16 protein-coding genes are annotated in these 15,449 nt (G+C 71.1%); 13 read left to right on the top strand and 3 right to left on the bottom strand.

Going from position 1 to position 15,449, the window contains the following annotated elements; genetic code table 11:
* Positions 1-24: 24 nt before the first annotated feature.
* On the bottom strand, positions 25-1,758 hold the full coding sequence (locus ACYQR9_RS05455; protein WP_461228947.1) for a hypothetical protein: 1,734 nt from the start codon (positions 1,756-1,758) through the stop codon (positions 25-27).
* A gap of 465 nt (positions 1,759-2,223) precedes the next feature.
* Between ACYQR9_RS05455 and ACYQR9_RS05450 the strand changes: the two genes are divergently transcribed.
* Positions 2,224-2,445 (top strand): hypothetical protein, encoded by a 222-nt coding sequence (locus ACYQR9_RS05450; RefSeq protein ID WP_156467747.1) that lies wholly within the window; start codon positions 2,224-2,226, stop codon positions 2,443-2,445.
* Between the two features lie 187 nt (positions 2,446-2,632).
* Here the strand turns inward: ACYQR9_RS05450 and ACYQR9_RS05445 are convergent, their stop codons facing one another.
* Both ACYQR9_RS05445 and ACYQR9_RS05440 read right to left on the bottom strand, forming a co-directional pair.
* The gene (locus tag ACYQR9_RS05445; protein ID WP_461228946.1) at positions 2,633-3,496 is read right to left on the bottom strand and encodes a S1 family peptidase; all 864 of its coding nucleotides are present in this window, start codon (positions 3,494-3,496) and stop codon (positions 2,633-2,635) included.
* Positions 3,497-3,603: 107 nt separating this feature from the next.
* Positions 3,604-4,353, bottom strand: a complete 750-nt coding sequence (locus ACYQR9_RS05440) for a S1 family peptidase (protein ID WP_461228945.1) — start codon at positions 4,351-4,353, stop codon at positions 3,604-3,606.
* A gap of 50 nt (positions 4,354-4,403) precedes the next feature.
* Between ACYQR9_RS05440 and ACYQR9_RS05435 the strand changes: the two genes are divergently transcribed.
* The 12 genes from ACYQR9_RS05435 (at position 4,404) to ACYQR9_RS05380 (ending at position 15,445) form a co-directional block, all read left to right on the top strand.
* Positions 4,404-4,964, top strand: a complete 561-nt coding sequence (locus tag ACYQR9_RS05435; RefSeq protein ID WP_461228944.1) for a head-tail connector protein — start codon at positions 4,404-4,406, stop codon at positions 4,962-4,964.
* 22 nt (positions 4,965-4,986) lie between these two features.
* The gene (locus tag ACYQR9_RS05430) at positions 4,987-5,328 is read left to right on the top strand and encodes a phage head closure protein (RefSeq protein WP_461228943.1); all 342 of its coding nucleotides are present in this window, start codon (positions 4,987-4,989) and stop codon (positions 5,326-5,328) included.
* A 1-nt stretch (position 5,329) separates the two neighbouring features.
* Positions 5,330-5,770, top strand: a complete 441-nt coding sequence (locus tag ACYQR9_RS05425; protein ID WP_461228942.1) for a DUF3168 domain-containing protein — start codon at positions 5,330-5,332, stop codon at positions 5,768-5,770.
* 61 nt (positions 5,771-5,831) lie between these two features.
* On the top strand, positions 5,832-6,239 hold the full coding sequence (locus tag ACYQR9_RS05420; RefSeq protein WP_461228941.1) for a phage major tail protein, TP901-1 family: 408 nt from the start codon (positions 5,832-5,834) through the stop codon (positions 6,237-6,239).
* Positions 6,239-6,562, top strand: a complete 324-nt coding sequence (locus tag ACYQR9_RS05415; protein WP_461228940.1) for a gene transfer agent family protein — start codon at positions 6,239-6,241, stop codon at positions 6,560-6,562. The genes ACYQR9_RS05420 and ACYQR9_RS05415 overlap by 1 nt, the downstream gene beginning before the upstream one ends.
* Positions 6,559-6,774 carry a phage tail assembly chaperone gene (locus ACYQR9_RS05410; protein WP_461228939.1) on the top strand — a complete coding sequence of 72 codons (216 nt, stop codon included), beginning with the start codon at positions 6,559-6,561 and terminating at the stop codon, positions 6,772-6,774. Before ACYQR9_RS05415 ends, ACYQR9_RS05410 begins: the two co-directional genes overlap by 4 nt.
* Positions 6,775-6,786: 12 nt before the next feature.
* A complete protein-coding gene (locus ACYQR9_RS05405; protein WP_461228938.1) occupies positions 6,787-7,359 on the top strand; it encodes a phage tail tape measure protein in 573 nt (190 codons plus the stop codon).
* A gap of 42 nt (positions 7,360-7,401) precedes the next feature.
* Positions 7,402-8,037 carry a phage distal tail protein, Rcc01695 family gene (locus ACYQR9_RS05400; protein WP_461228937.1) on the top strand — a complete coding sequence of 212 codons (636 nt, stop codon included), beginning with the start codon at positions 7,402-7,404 and terminating at the stop codon, positions 8,035-8,037.
* A 15-nt stretch (positions 8,038-8,052) separates the two neighbouring features.
* Positions 8,053-8,946, top strand: a complete 894-nt coding sequence (locus ACYQR9_RS05395; RefSeq protein ID WP_461228936.1) for a DUF2163 domain-containing protein — start codon at positions 8,053-8,055, stop codon at positions 8,944-8,946.
* A 19-nt stretch (positions 8,947-8,965) separates the two neighbouring features.
* Entirely contained in the window at positions 8,966-9,412 is a 447-nt protein-coding gene (locus ACYQR9_RS05390) for an NlpC/P60 family protein (RefSeq protein WP_461228935.1), read from the top strand.
* A gap of 533 nt (positions 9,413-9,945) precedes the next feature.
* Positions 9,946-13,854, top strand: coding sequence for a baseplate multidomain protein megatron (locus ACYQR9_RS05385; protein WP_461228934.1), 3,909 nt, complete (start codon positions 9,946-9,948; stop codon positions 13,852-13,854).
* Between the two features lie 25 nt (positions 13,855-13,879).
* Positions 13,880-15,445 (top strand): DUF2793 domain-containing protein, encoded by a 1,566-nt coding sequence (locus ACYQR9_RS05380; protein WP_461228933.1) that lies wholly within the window; start codon positions 13,880-13,882, stop codon positions 15,443-15,445.
* The last annotated feature ends 4 nt before the right edge of the window (positions 15,446-15,449 follow it).

The raw sequence follows: 15,449 nt of genomic DNA, 5'->3' as shown, positions 1-15,449 counted from the left end.
GGCGGTGAGAGGGGGGCGCGCTCCTCAGGTGGCCCCGGTGACGAGGGCGATCATCGCCTCGTCACCGGGTCTCGTCGGGCGAAGCTTGACGGGCTGCTGCCCATGGAACCGCCATGCCCGTCCATCGCGGTTCTGCCGTCCGTCGAACGTGGCTTCCGTGGTGCGATATCCCGAAAGGGTCAGGACCACGCCATGATGTCCGTCCGGGCAGGGGATCGCCACGGTCCTCCCCGTATCCTCCTTCCACAGCGCCACGGACCGGGACCCGTCCTTGCGGCCGGTGCGGTTCGCACGCTCGATCAGGGCAAGGGAGGTGAAGGTGAGGACGGACGACCCAGGGTCGTCGGCCAGCACGGTGGCGTAGCGCGCGGGCCATCTCTCCGGGACCTGCGGCCCATCCATGAGCAGCGCGAAGACGAGACTCGGGCCGATGGAACGCAGCACGGTATGACAGGGGTCGACCCGGGCCATATCCTCGCAGATCATCGTGGTGAACGTCGATGCTTCACGAAACACGTTCACGTGGATTTCCCGTTTGGGGACCATCGTCTTCTCCCACCACGTCACGCGAGGATCGAGGGCGGCGGCCAGGGCATAGGTCGAGATCTGCGATTCATCGAGGCGCCAGCGATGGTGCTTCGAACGACTCGTCGTGATCGTGCGCGCAAGCCAATCGGGATTGCTGGACTTGAACACGCTCGAGAGCGCGACGTTCGCGACCTCACCCTTGCAGTTCATGCTCGATCCCGCGACCAGAAATTCGATGGATGGAAAGCGGGTGGCGATAGCCTTGACGATCCTTTCGTAGATCGGCCAGTCGAGCGCGAACTCGGGAAAGACCACGCCGTGGAGATGGCCGACATCCTCCATCGACCGTTCGATGAGCTTGATCGTGAAGGCGATGAGAGCGTCGCGCCGGGTCATTCCCCGCGGCTGCCTGCGCCCATTCAACCATTGCTGCTGAAGCTCGAACCACCCCCAGGGCGTCGTATTCGTGCCCCCCGAACGATCGGCGTCCTCGGGGGTCAGGCGAACGTGTCCCTTGAACCACTGGGCCGAGATCTGGAATGGGTAGGGGATCAAGAGCAGGTTGAGCGCGTCGTCGTCATCGGACCTCAGCGGTCCGGGCGGCCGTTGCCAGCACGCACGGACGATCCCGCGAGGCGGGAGCGTCGCGAGGTTGTGACTGAAGGTCCGGAGCGTGCAGCCCATCGGAGGTGTGCGCGATTTGGGTTGAACGCAGACCACGTCTGGATCGGCCTGCATGCAGACGGTCGAGTGCTGGGGAAAGTACGTGATGTGGGCTTGCGCCTTCTCCAGCAGGCTCTGGTAGATCCATTCCTGCGAGCTGTACCAGGCATCGTAGACCCAGCTTGTCGCCGCGCTCCCGGAAGGGACGACCTCGCGGGTCGTTCCGTATCCGAGATCGGCACAGGCTTCGTCTGCGATGACGAGGAGACCGATGGCCGGAAGCCACCACTCGGCAGGGGGCGCATGAGGGCGATGCTCGACGAAGACCGGGTGGCCGGCACATTTACCGACCTCGCTCCATAAGCGCGTCACCAGTTCCGGAACGGCGGCATGGCCCATCCATGTCTGCCCGGACTTCACCCATTCGGCATGCTCGTCGAGGTCCATCAGCAGGGCCGACGCACTCCAATTCGCAGGTTCGTCTCGGGGCACGAGATAGTGGTAGGCGCCCGCCGTCTCCAGAAGATAGGCGGCGACGGCAAACAGATCCGCCGGGTAGTCCGGCACGGCAGGCCATCCCTCATGTCCTTTGTCCGAAAAGAAGGAGCGCGTTCCGTTGGGGAAAATGCGCGCGACAATTGTGCCGAAACTGAGCGAGGCTGACATCGTGGCGCACTTGCAATTCGAAGGGAGACGCGTGAATGCTACCTATGCGTGTCATGGCAGCCTCCGCAAGCGCATCTCTCGAATCCTTTGAAGCGACGCGACATCCCGTGTGGCGCATCGCCGGGGAGCGGCCCTGACATTCGCGTCGGGTGCGAGTCACCAGAGGGCAAGATGTTGAGGAGAAGGAACTTTTCCTCTATCGCCACGTACCAAACGGCGCTATCGAAAGAATGATTTAACCGATTATTCGCTTATCTCATGCGAACCGTGGATGGTACGCCCGGTTGTGATTTCCAGATACCCATCGTCACCATTGCCAGGGACGCTCCGAGACGTTCAGCCCTGCAACCCAGCATGGAGCCGCAAATGTCAGCCGTAAGCCCGATCGCCTACCTGAAGGCGCAGCACGTCGCATCACAGGAGGCCAGTGCGCGGCTCGTCGAGCACCTGACACGAGCGGGGATTCCTGCCGAGACCGCTCACCAAGTGGTGGCTCAGCACATCGCGGGATCAGCTGAGCGTCTGCACTCGGAGAACGAGTCCATCTTGGACGCCAATATCCATTGGACGCAGAACGGTCACAACTGATCCAGAGGCCGGAGGGCTGCGGAGCGCCGAGGACAGACACTGCGCCCGGCGAGGCCACCTAGACCGGTGACGACCGAGGCCGTCCACAGTCAAAGCCCACCTCCGTTGAGCGCGTCCCCGAGGCTCGTTTCAAGGCATGACGCCGACGAACGAACGCCGATTCTGAAGAGAATCGACGCTCCGCCCCTCACCGCCGTCCCGGCCGCGCCATCCAATCCGAGCGGTTGGAGCGGCGGAAGCTCGCGGGGGCTTCGCTCGGGGAGAGCTGGGCCATCTCGGCGGCGCGGGAGGTGATCCAGCCGGCATGCTGGCCGGTGGGGGTCACCGCCGTGAAGCCGCCGCAGGCGGTGCGGGCGCGCTTGTCCTGGCGCATGGCGCCGCTCGACCAGCTGACCACGCCGACGATCTGGTAACCGCCCGGACCGCCGCGCAGGATCGGCCCGCCGGAATCGCCGAGGCAGGCGCCGGCTCCCGCCGTCTCGGCGAGCTTGCGCCGGTCCGTCACCACCGTGACCGTGTTGGCGACCTGGAGTGAGCCGATGGAGACGAGATGCGCCTGCCGCAGGGTGCGGGCGGTGTTGCGGCGGTTCTCGGCCACCACGCCGAAGCCGGCGATGTCCACCGACTCGCCGGTGCCGATGGCCCCGCCGCCGCGCGGATCGAGGGGCTGGAAATCGGCCCCCAGGGGCTCGGACAGTTTGATCAGGGCCAGATCGATGCCCGGCTGATCCTCCGGCGTGGTGCCGGGCACGAAATCGGGATGCATCGACGCCGCGATGGCGGAGATGCGGCGCTGGCGGAACGACCGGTCGACGGCGACGACGCTGTAGCCGGCCTGGTGCATGACGCAATGCGCGGCGGTCAGCACGAGATCGGGACCGATGAGGGTGCCCGAGCAGATCTCGCCCTCGGTGCTCTCGATGCGCACCACCGAGGCGCGCAACCCATTGGGATCACGGGAGACTTCGCCGTTGATCACGGCGAGCGCCGGAGCCGGGACGAGACCGACCAGCGCCGTGACGGCGACCCTTCGCAGCGCGGTCGTGAACATCGTGTCTCTCCCGCGCCCGGCATGAGCCCCGGACGTCCCTGGAATGAAGCCTAGCGTAAGGCAATCCCTCGGCCAAGCTCCGGTTCCGTCGCTGAGGCAGAGCGGCGTCAGGGGGCGGACCAGCCTGCGGAGCGGCCCCAGCCCGCGAGGGTCCGGTCGATCCAGTCGCGCTGCGGCCCCAGCAGGACGCCTTGTGAGATGCCCCCGCAAGCGCCGCCCCCGACCCAGGCGGAGACGGCCAGCGGCGGCGCTCCGGGCGCATCCGCGATCGGCCCGCCGGAATCGCCCTGGCAAGCGCCGGATGCGCCGCCGGACGGCTTCATCCAGACCAGGATGCGGCTCTGCCCATAGGGCTCGACCACGGGGAGGACGGCGCTGCGGAAGGTGCCGGTGGTGCGCGGCTCGCCCGGTTTCGACACCCCGTAGCCGGAGAGGACGAGGCTCTCGCCGGCGCGCGGCAGCGCAGCGCTCAACCGGGTGGGGCGAAAGCGGCCGGGAAGCGGCGTGGCGGTGCGGACGAGGGCCAGATCGATGGAGCGCCGACGCCCGGCGATGGCGCCGGCATCGTAGCCTGGATGAACCGCGCGGGCCGCGAGATCGACGAGCACCGGCTGGCCCGCCTCGTCGCGAAAATGCACCCGGTGCTCCGCGCCGCCCTGGCGGGAGCCCGCCGCCACGCAATGGCCCGCCGTCAGCACCGAATCCTGCGCCACGACGATGCCGGTGCACACGCCGCCGTTCGAGGACAGCACCATCACGGCCGAGCCGGCCGAATCCGGCGCCTCCCGGCCGCCGACCACGGCACCGGCCGGCCCGGCGGCGAGGCCGAGCAGCAGCGCGATACCCGCAGACCGCATGTCGAGATCCATTCCGCCCATCCCCTTCACCGTCCCACCCGGAGACGACGATGATCCCGTTACGCGTCGATGCCGCCATCGTCGAGCCGGTCACGTTGGCGGACATGCGCGCCCACCTGCGGCTCGACCCCGACGACGATGCGGAGGATGCGCTGGTGGAGGGCCTGATCGCCTCGTCCCGCGCCATGGTGGAGCTCGCGACGCGGCGCATCCTGGCGCCCGGACGCTACCGGGTGATGCTCACGGCCTGGCCCCGGGACCGGTTCGTACCCCTTCCCCTGAGCCCCCTCGTCGCCCTGGCGAGCGCCGGCTCGGTGGATGCGACGGGCACCGTCACGGACTTCGCCCCCGGCCTCGTCCGCCTCGCGCCGGATACGGTGGAAGCGCCGGGGCTGATCGTCTCGCCCGCCCTTCCCGCCCTGTACCGGGCCGCCGCCCTGATCGAGGTCGATGCCGGTTATGGCGGAGCGGGTCTGCCGATCCCTCCTGCCCTCGCCCAGGCGATCCGGCTCGTGGCGGCGCATGGGTTCGAGCATCGCGGCGACCTGCCGGTGACCCTCACCCCGATGGTGGAGGCGCTCGTCGCGCCGCACCGCCGGATGCGCCTTTAACCGTAACGTCCGGAGCCTTGTCATGACGCATCCGCCCATCGGCGCGCGGCGACGCCGCTACGTGCTCGAACGCTTCGTCGACGACCCGGACGGGTTCGGCGGGCACCTTCGCCGGTTCGTGGCCGGCCCGCTCCTGTGGGGCACGCTGGATTCCACCGGCCATGCCGAGCGTACACGCGGCGGCCGTTCGGATGCGGTGGCGACCCACCGCATCCGCCTCGCCTACCGGGCGGACGTCACGCCCGCCATGCGGCTCGTCTCCGGCTCGCGCCGCTTCGCCATCCGCGCGACGGGCGATCCCGACGGGCGCGGGCGCGACCTCGTCTGCGAGGTCGAGGAGCTGATCGAAGCGACGGGGGCCTGACGTGAGCGACGCCCTGTCCCTTCCGGCCAACCCGCTCCTCGCCCTGCGGGCCGCCATCCTCACCGTCCTCAGCGGCGACGCGGAGCTCGGCCGGCTCATGGGCGGCGAGGTCCGCATCCATGACGAGCCGCCGCGCGGCGCGGCGCCCGTCTACGCGCTGTTCGGCCCCGCCGAGATGCGGGACGATTCCGTCGACGGCGCGCTGCGCCATACCCATCGGCTCGGGCTGATCCTGTTCGCCAGACCCGGCTCCAGCCGCGGCGCCATCGAGGCCGCCGGCCGGGCCGCCGCCCTGCTGCACGAGGCGCTGCTCTCTCCCGCCGGCCATGCGCTCTCGGTCCTGCGGGTCGAATCCCTCGCCTGCGCCCGCGACGAGCGCAGCGGCGAGACCCGCGCCATCCTCACCCTCCAGGCCGTCACCGAGCAGCTGCCGACCTCCTGAGCCGGCTTTGCTCCGCAGAACCGGCGACCTCTCTTGCTAACCCGCTTTAAGGAGCGACCCCATGAGTGCCCAGAAAGGCAAGGACCTCCTCATCCGGATCAGCGAGGGAACGGGGTTCACGGCGGTGGCCGGCCTGCGCGCCCGGCAGCTCGCCTTCAACGCCGAGACCGTGGACGTGACGAGCGCCGAATCCGTCGGGCGCTGGCGCGAGCTGCTGGCCGGGGCGGGGGTGCGCCGCGCGGCCGTCTCGGGCTCGGGCGTTTTTCGCGACGAGGCCTCCGATACGCGCCTGCGCCAGATGTTCTTCGACGGCAGCATCGACACGCTGCAGGTCGTGGTGCCGGCCTTCGGCACGATCCAGGGCCTGTTCCAGATCACCAGCCTGGAATATCGTGGCGATCATGCCGGCGAGGTGACCTTCGACATGGCCCTCGAGTCGGCCGGGCCTCTCACCTTTACGGGCCTGTGATGGCCAACCGCAGACGCGGAGAGGTCTCCGTCGCGATCGGGGACCGGCGCTACACCCTGTGCCTCACCCTGGGAGCCCTGGCCGAGCTGGAGGAGGCGCTCGGCGCCTCCGATCTCACCGGCCTCGCGGGCCGCTTCGCCGAAGGCCGCCTCGCCAGCCGCGACCTCATCGCGCTCCTCGGCGCGACCCTGCGCGGCGGCGGCCACGACCTCGACGATGCGGCAGTGGCGCGGCTGCCGCTCTCGGGCGGGATCGAGCCCATCGCCACGGCCCTCGGCGAGGCCCTGGCCGCCGCCTTCGGGGCCGAGACGCCGGACCCTTGAGCCCCACGGGCGGGATCGCGCCGGAGGCTCCCTCCGCCTTCCCGTGGGACGAGGCCATGGCCCTGGGCCTGAACGCCCTGCGCTGGAGCCCGCGCGACTTCTGGGCGGCGACGCCCCGCGAATTGATGGCCGCACTCGGAGGCTCTAGCCGCCGCGACGCGGCCAGCGCCGCCGACCTGCGGCGGCTGATGGATGCCTATCCCGATCCTTGAACGGAGGCCTGCATGGCCGAGACCGAGACAGACCGCACCATAGCCGCGCAGGCAAAGCAACTCGGTACCCTGGACAATCTGGCCCAGAAGTTCGGCGACAGCCTGAGCAAGGCCTTCATCAGCACGGTCGGCCCGGCCAAGCAACTCGATGGGGCGCTGACATCCCTCGTCACCAAGCTCGCCGGTATGGCGGGCAAGGCCGTCCTCGATCCGGTGAAGGGCGGCATCGAATCCCTGGTGAAGAGCCTCATCAATTCCGGCGCATCGAGCGCGGCCTTCGCGAAGGGCGGCGTGATCGCTGGCGGCCGGGTGCGCCCCTTCGCCAGCGGCGGTGTCGTGGCCGCGCCCACCTACTTCCCGATGCGCGACGGGACGGGCCTGATGGGCGAGGCCGGGCCGGAGGCGATCCTGCCCCTCGCGCGCGGCAGCGACGGGCGGCTCGGGGTCGCCGGCGGCGCCTCCGGGCAGCCCGCCACCGTCACCGTCCACATCGCGACGCCGGATGCGGAGAGCTTCCGCCGCTCCGAGGCCCAGGTGGCCGCCGCCCTCGCCCGTGCCGTAGCGCGCGGAAGGCGCGCGTCCTGAACGAACCACGCGCGTCCCGAAAACCATCCAGGGAGGCCCGCCATGGCCGGTGATTTCCACGAGGTCCGCTTTCCCCTCGACGTAGCCCTGCGCGGCAGCGGAGGGCCGAGCCGGCTCACCGAGATCGTGACGTTGGCCTCGGGGCGCGAGCACCGCAACAGCCGGTGGGCCGATTCGCGGCGGCGCTACGATGCGGGCCTCGGCATCCGTACCCTCGACGCCCTGCATGCGGTCCTGGCCTTCTTCGAAGAACGACGCGGACGCCTCTACGGCTTCCGCTATCGCGACAGGATCGACCATCGCTCGGGGCCGCCGAGCCAGGCGGTGGGGCCGGGCGACCAGCCTCTCGGTCTCGGCGACGGCGCGACGCGGGTGTTTCCCCTCGCCAAGACTTACGGCACCGGGCCGCTGCCCTATCGCCGCCTCATCGCCAAGCCGGTGGCGGAGACGGTGCGGGTGGCGGTGGCCGGTGTCGAGCGTCCGCCCTCGGCCTTCATCTGCGACGGCACCACGGGCCTCGTGACCCTGGCGACGCCCCCCGCCCAGGGCGCGCCGGTGACGGCGGGGTTCTGGTTCGACGTGCCCGTCCGCTTCGACACCGACGATCTCAGCGTGGACCTCCAGGCCTTCAGCGCCGGCGAGATCCCGAACGTGCCGCTCGTCGAGATCGTGCCCTGACCGGAGCTTGGATTCATGCGCGACATCCCCGCCGCCCTCGCCGCGCATCTCGCCGGCGGGTCCACCACCCTGTGCCATTGCTGGTCACTGACCCGGCGCGACGGCCTCACCCTCGGCTTCACCGACCATGACCGCGACCTCGCCTTCTCCGGCATCACCTTCGCGGCGCGCTCGGGGTTAGAGGCCGCCGAGGCGAGCGCGGAGCTCGGCTTCGCGGTGGGCGGCTGCGAGGTCGCCGGGGCGCTGACCTCGCTCGGCATCGCCGACGCGGACGTGGCGGGTGGACTCTACGACGCGGCCGGCATCGAGACCTGGCTCGTGGACTGGACCGATCCGGGGACGCGGCTCCTCCTCGATGTCGGGACCATCGGCGAGATCCGCCGGGCGGGCACCGCCTTCGTGGCGGAAGTGCGCGGGTTGATGGACCGCCTCGACGCGGAGCGCGGCCGGACCTTCCGGGCCACCTGCGGCGCGGATCTCGGCGATGCACGCTGCCGCGTCGATCTCGCCGACCCGCGCTACCGCACCACCGGGACCGTTCTCGCGCCGGCGACACCGGGCGAGATGCCGGCCACCCTGGCGGGGATTTTCGCCGAGGGCGCCTTCACGAGCGGACGGCTCAGCTGGGATTCGGGCGCGAATGCCGGCCTCGCCAACGACGTCCGGGCGCACCGGCAGGCCGAGGGCGGCGTCCTGATCGAACTCTGGCAGGAGCCGCCCCGCGCCATGGCCGCCGGGGACCGGTTCACTCTGACGGCCGGCTGCGACAAGCGCCTCGCCACCTGTGCGGCGGTCTTCGCCAATGCGGTGAACTTCCAGGGATTCCCGCACATGCCCGGCAACGACTTCGTCATCAGCGCCATCCCGGGTTCCAGTACCGCCCTCGACGGCAGCAGCCTGTTCCGTTGAGCCGGCAAAGGACTTGCTCATGCGAAGCTCCGATCGGATCGTCGCCGAGGCACGGGCCTGGATCGGCACGCCCTACCGGCATCAGGCCTCGCTCAAGGGCGTCGGCTGCGATTGCCTCGGGTTGGTCCGGGGAATCTGGCGCGGGCTCCTCGGGCCGGAGCCAGAGACCGCGCCGCCTTATTCGGCCTCATGGGCGGAATCCGCCCTCCCCGGCAGCGACCCGATGGCGGAGGCCGCCCGCCGCCATCTCGCCGCCGTGCGCGATCCTCTAAACGGCTACACTCCGGCCCCAGGGGACGCCCTGCTCTTCGCCTTCCGCTCTCATTTGCCGGCAAAACACTGCGCGATCGCGAGCGGGGATGGGACGATGATCCACGCCCATGACGGTGCGGCGGTGACGGAAGTCACCCTCACGCGATGGTGGCGCCGTCACCTGGCGCATGTGTTCCGGTTTCCGGGGGCCTGATATCGGGAAGCCGAGACGGCAGGCGCGCTTCCCCTCTCCCCGCACGCGGGGAGAGGGTCGCAGGCACCTCGTCGTGCCTGTGACGAGCGGAGCGAGGGTGAGGGGGCGGCTCCGAGTGAGGCTCGTCCGAAGAAGCCCCCTCACCGTCGGCTTCCGCCTCGACGTGCTCCCCAGCAAGGGGGAGACACGTCCCTCTCCCCGCAGGCGGGGCGAGGCGATGCGCATCGACCGGTGTAACCATCGAACTCCGGAAACGGCCGTGAGCGGCCCGCCGCGCACAGGATGCGCGCTTCCCCCTCTCCCCGCACGCGGGGAGAGGGTCACAGGCACCTCGTCGTGCCTGTGACGAGCGGAGCGAGGGTGAGGGGGCGGCTCCGAGTGAGGCTCGTCCGAAGAAGCCCCCTCACCGTCGGCTGCCGCCTCGACGTGCTCCCCGGCAAGGGGGAGACACGCCCCTCTCCCCGCGAGCGGGGCGAGGCGATGCGCACCGAGTGTCCCTGATCCTTTAGCCCTCCCTCCCGGAGCCCTCCCGCATGGCCACGCTCATCCTGCAGACAGCCGGGGCGGCTCTGGGGACCGCGCTCGGCGGGCCGATCGGCGGGGCCGTGCTCGGCACGCTCGGCGCCGTGGCCGGTGGTGCGATCGACAGCGCCCTGTTCGGAGCGCGGGCCGGGCCGCGCTTCGTCGAAGGCCCGCGCCTGACCGATGTGGCCGGGCTGTCCTCCACGGAGGGCGAGCCGATCAAGCGGGTCTATGGCCGCGCCAAGGTGGGTGGAACCCTGATCTGGGCGACGCGCCCGCTGGAGGTCGCCAATACCAGCGTCCAGCGCGCCGCGTCCGGGGGCAAGGGCGGCGCCGGCCAGAAGACCGTGACCACGACCTACGCGTATTTCGCCGACCTCGCGGTGGGGCTGTGCGAAGGCGAGATCGCCCATGTCCGCCGGGTCTGGGCCGATGGCCGCGAGATCGACCTCACCACCCTGAATTACCGGCTGCACCGGGGCGGGGCCGACCAAGCGCCCGATCCGTTGATCGTCGCCAAGGAGGGCGCGGAACGAGCCCCGGCCTATCGCGGCCTCGCCTATATGGTGTTCGAGCGTCTGGCGCTCGCCGAGTTCGGCAACCGGGTGCCGCAGCTGGCCTTCGAGGTGATCCGCCCCGTCGAGGGGCTCGCCGGGATGGTCCGCGCCGTCTGCCTCATTCCCGGCTCGACGGAATTCGGCCTCGACCCCCGCCTCGTCACCGAGGATGCGGGTTTCGGCACCACGCGGGCCGCCAACCGGTTCCAGTTCCAGGAGGCGAGCGACGTCACCGCCTCCCTCGACGCGCTCCAGGCCCTGTGCCCGCGCCTCGCCCGCGTCTCGGTGGTGGCGAGCTGGTTCGGCAGCGACCTGCGCGCGGGCCGATGCACGGTGACGCCAAAGGTCGACCGGCCGGACAAGGCGACCCTCGGCGACACATGGAGCGTCGCCGGGCTGACCCGCGATGAGGTGGAGACGGTCTCGACCGCGCCCATGGGAGGTGCGGCCTATGGCGGCACGCCCTCCGATGCGGGGCTCGGCCGCCTCGTCGCCGAGTTGCGCCGCCGCGGTCTCGAGGTCGTGCTCTACCCGTTCGTGATGATGGACGTGCCCGCCGGCAACGGCCTGCCCGATCCGCGCGACGCGGGCGCGCCCCATCAGCCACCCTATCCCTGGCGGGGCCGTATCACCTGCGCGCCGGCCCCCGGCCAGCCGGGAAGCCCGGACGGGACCGCCGCTGCGTCCGCGCAGGTCGCGGCCTTCTTCCAGAACCCGGACGGATACCGCCGTTTCCTTCTCCATTATGCCGACCTCGCCGCCGGCTGGGCGGCCGACGGCGTTTCGCTCTCCGGCTTCATCATCGGCAGCGAGTTTCCGAGCCTCACCCGCGTGCGGGGCGAGGCCGGGCGCTATCCGGCGGTGGAGGCGTTCACGGCGCTGGCCCAGGAGGTGCGCGCTCACCTCGGGGCCGGCGTGGCCCTGGTCTACGCGGCCGATTGGACCGAATACGGCGCCCATGTCAGCGACGGCGGGGCCACCGTGCGGTTCCCCCTCGACGCGCTGTTCGCCGATCCCGCCATCGCGGCGGTGGGCATCGACTATTACCCACCGATCAGCGACTGGCGCGACGGCGATGACCATGCCGACCTCGCCGAGACCGACAGCCTCTACGACACGGCCTATCTCAAGCGCCGCCTCGGGGCCGGCGAGGCGTTCGACTGGTACTATGCCGACGACGCCGACCGGCGGGCGCAACGGCGCACGCCGATCACCGACGGCGCGGCGGCCAAGCCCTGGATCTACCGGGCCAAGGACCTCGTCTCCTGGTGGTCGAACCCGCATCGCGAACGCGACGGCGGGGTCGAGACCGGCACCACCGCCTGGATTCCCCGATCCAAGCCGATCTGGCTCACCGAGATCGGCGTGCCCGCCGTGGACAGGGGCACCAACGGCCCCAACGTCTTTCCCGACGCGAAATCCTCCGAGAACGCCGCGCCGCCCTTCTCGGCCAATCGTCGCGACGACCTGATCCAGGCCCGTGGCCTCACCGCCATCCTGACCCGCTTCGATGCGGCGCTGCCGGGTTTCGAGCCGGCTCACAACCCAGTCTCGCCCGTCTATGGCGGCCCGATGGTCGCCGCCGAGTCGGTCTTTGTCTGGTGCTGGGATGCGCGGCCCTTCCCGGCCTTCCCGGATTTCGACACGGTCTGGGCGGATGCGGAGAACTGGTCCCTGGGTCATTGGATCACAGGACGGATCGAGGGGCTGGAGCTCGACCGCCTGATCCGCGCGATCCTATCCGATCTCGGCATCACCGCGCCGGCCCGGATCGCCGCCGATGCCTGGCTCGACGGCTACGTCATCGACCGGCCGATCTCGGCGCGCGGCGCCCTGGAACCGCTCGCCCAGATCTACGGGCTCGACGTCTCGGCGGTGGGCGGCAGGCTCGACATTCGCGGCCCGCGCCGCGAGCGCCCGATCGTCCTGGCGACCGCCGATCTCGTGCTCACCGAGCGGGACCGGTCGCCGTTGAGCTTCGTCCGCGCCGAGGAATCCGAACTGCCCCGCGCGCTCACCCTCGGCTTCTGCGACGGGGAGAGCGCGGATTACCGGAAAGCCAGCGCCTCGGCGATCCGTCCCACCGGCCTGAGACGGCGCGAGAGCAGCGCCGACGCCCCCATCGTCACGCGACGGGAGAGCGCGGAAGCGCTGGCCGAGGCGCTCCTCGACATGGCCATTGCCGGGCGCGACAGCGCGGGTTTCGCGGTGAGCCCGCGCCGGATCGACCTGGTGCCGGGCGACCTCCTGGCCCTGCCCGGGGCCCGGCTCCCCCACCGGATCGTGCGCATCGCCGACAGTGCCGGCGCGCGGCGGATCGAGACCCGTGCGGTCCCGGCCCAGGGGTTCCGCCGCGACGCCTATCGCAGCCCCGACGGGAAAGCCCACAGGCCGCCGCCATCCATGGCCGGGCGCCCCTTCGCCCGCGTGCTCGACCTGCCGGTGGACAGGGGCAGCCCGACCATCCTCCAATATCTCGCCGTCTCGGCCGATCCCTGGCCCGGTGAGATGGCCGTCTGGCGCTCCGCCGGCACGGACGGGCCGCTCGGCCTGCACCGCATCGTCGATTACCCCGCCTGCCTCGGCGAGACGCTGACCCCGCTGCCGCCGGGACCTCTCTGGCGCTTCGACCGGGGGACCCGGCTCGATCTGCGCCTGCGCCATGCCGGCGCCCTCTCCTCCATCGCGGAGAGCGACGTTCTGGCGGGCGGCAACCTGTTCGCCCTGGTGGGCAGCGATGGCGGGGTCGAGATCATCGCGGCGGCCGGCGCCGAGCTGATCGGGCCCGGCACCTACCGCCTCAGCCGCCTGCTGCGCGGCCTGATGGGGAGCGAGGATCTCAGCCGGCGTGCGAATCCGGCCGGCTGCCTCGTCGTGCGCCTCGACGACGGGGCGGTCGTCCCCCTGGTGGAGCGGCTCGACGAGGCCGGCCGGCCCTTCCGCTACCGGATCGGGCCGGCCGCCCGCGACCCCGGCGATCCGAGCTATGTCGAGCTGCAGGCGAGCGCCGGCCTGCTGCCGCTCCGCCCCCTCGCGCCAGTGCACCTGACCGCGCGCCGCGAAGCGGACGGGATCCGGCTCGCCTGGATCCGGCGGGCGCGGCGGGACGCGGATGGCTGGGAGCCGGTGGAGATTCCGCATGACGAGGCGGGCGAGACCTACGAGGTCGCGATCCACGCGCCGGACGGATCGACCCTGAGGACCGCCCGGACGACCGAGCCGGTGCTCCTCTACCTCGCCGCCGACGAGTGCGCCGATTTCGGCGCGACGCAGACCCGCCTCGACGTGAGCGTCGCCCAGATCGGCGCCCTCACCGGCCCCGGCCCCGGCCGCCGCGCCATCCTGCCCGTGCGCTCCGCCTGAGCGCCCATCGATCCGGAGCTCCACCATGTCGCAGATGACGGCCAACCTCGCCCTGCCGCTGATCGCGGCGGGGCAGGCGGGAAAGCACGTGACCCATAACGAGGCCCTGGCGGCCCTCGATACCCTCGTGCAACTCGCCTGCCTCGACAAGGACCAGACGTCCCCGCCCTCCTCGCCCGCCGAGGGCGACCGCTACCTCGTCGCCGACGCCGCGCCCGCCGGCGCCTGGACCGGGCTGTCCGGCCACATCGTCCATTTCCATGACGGCGTCTGGAACGGCCTCGCGCCGAGGGCCGGGTGGCTCGCCTATCTGGCCGACGAGGACGCGTTCTATGGTTTCGACGGCGCCGCCTGGATCGCCCTCTCCCGCACGATCTCGGCCCTGCAGAGCCTCGCCCTGCTCGGCCTCGGCACCGAGGCGGATGCGGAGAACCCGTTCGCGGCCAAGCTCAACAAGGCCCTGTGGACGGCGCGCGGCACGGCGGAGGGCGGCACCGGCGACCTGCGCTTCGCCCTGAACAAGGCGGCCACGGCCAACGTCCTGTCGCTGCTGCTCCAGACCGGATTCTCGGCGCGCGCCGAGATCGGCCTGATCGCCGACGATGGCCTGTCCGTGAAAGTCTCGGCGGATGGGACGAACTGGGCCCATGCCTGGCGGGCCCAGGCGAATAACGGCTTCGTCGGTTTCGGCTCGGCCGCGTCGCCGGGCGGCCCGGTGCCGGGTGCTCCGGTCTCCGTCTCGGGCTCGTCGAGTGCCGCCCTGATCCAGCTCGAATGCTACAGCCCGGGCGCGCCGGTGGTGAACATCACGACGCGCATCGCCCGCGGCACCCCGGCCGCCCCGACGGGCATCCTCGCGGGAGACCGGTTCTTCGGTTTCTTCGGCCGTGGCTACCATGCGGCGGGCGGGTTCTCCGGCAACATGGTCACCTTCAACGGTGTCGCCGAAGAGGATTTCACCGCCACGGCGCAGGGCACGTTCGTCGATTTCCAGACGACGGACATCGGCACGAGGTCACGCCGGTCCGTGGTCAAGTTCAGGGGCAACGGCGCCCTCGAACTCATCCCCCGCACCGGCACGCCGAGCGCAAGGCTCGCACCCGGGCAGATCCTGTTCGACGGCACCGCCACCGCGTTCAAGGTCTATGACGGGACGCGCTGGTCCCGCCTCACCGACCTGCCCCGGTTCGCAGCCGCCATGGGCGCCGACATGACGATTCCGGCGGGCGCCTGGGCGAAGGTGGCGTTCAACACCGCCGAGGTGAACGACCAGGGCGCGTTCGTGCCCGCGACGAACCGGTTCGTCGCCCCCGAGGCCGGCACCTACACGTTCGGCGCGGGCCTCGCCTTCCGCAAGAGCGGCAACGCCGCGCCCACCGCGCTCCAGGCCCGGTTCTACCGCAACGGCGCGGCGTCCCCGCGCCACCGGGCGGGCGTGACCGGCCTGGTCGACGGCGTCTCGACCCTCGCCCTCACGGCGACCCTCGCCCTGGCGGCGGGCAACACCGTGGAGGTGTTCGCGCAGTTCGCCGGCGCCGAGGGCGGCATCCTCGCCGCCGACACGACGTTCTGGGGCCTCTCCGTGCCCTGAACCG

Source organism: Methylobacterium sp. CM6241 (assembly GCF_054817845.1).
This window is presented reverse-complemented; position numbering and strand designations above follow the sequence as displayed.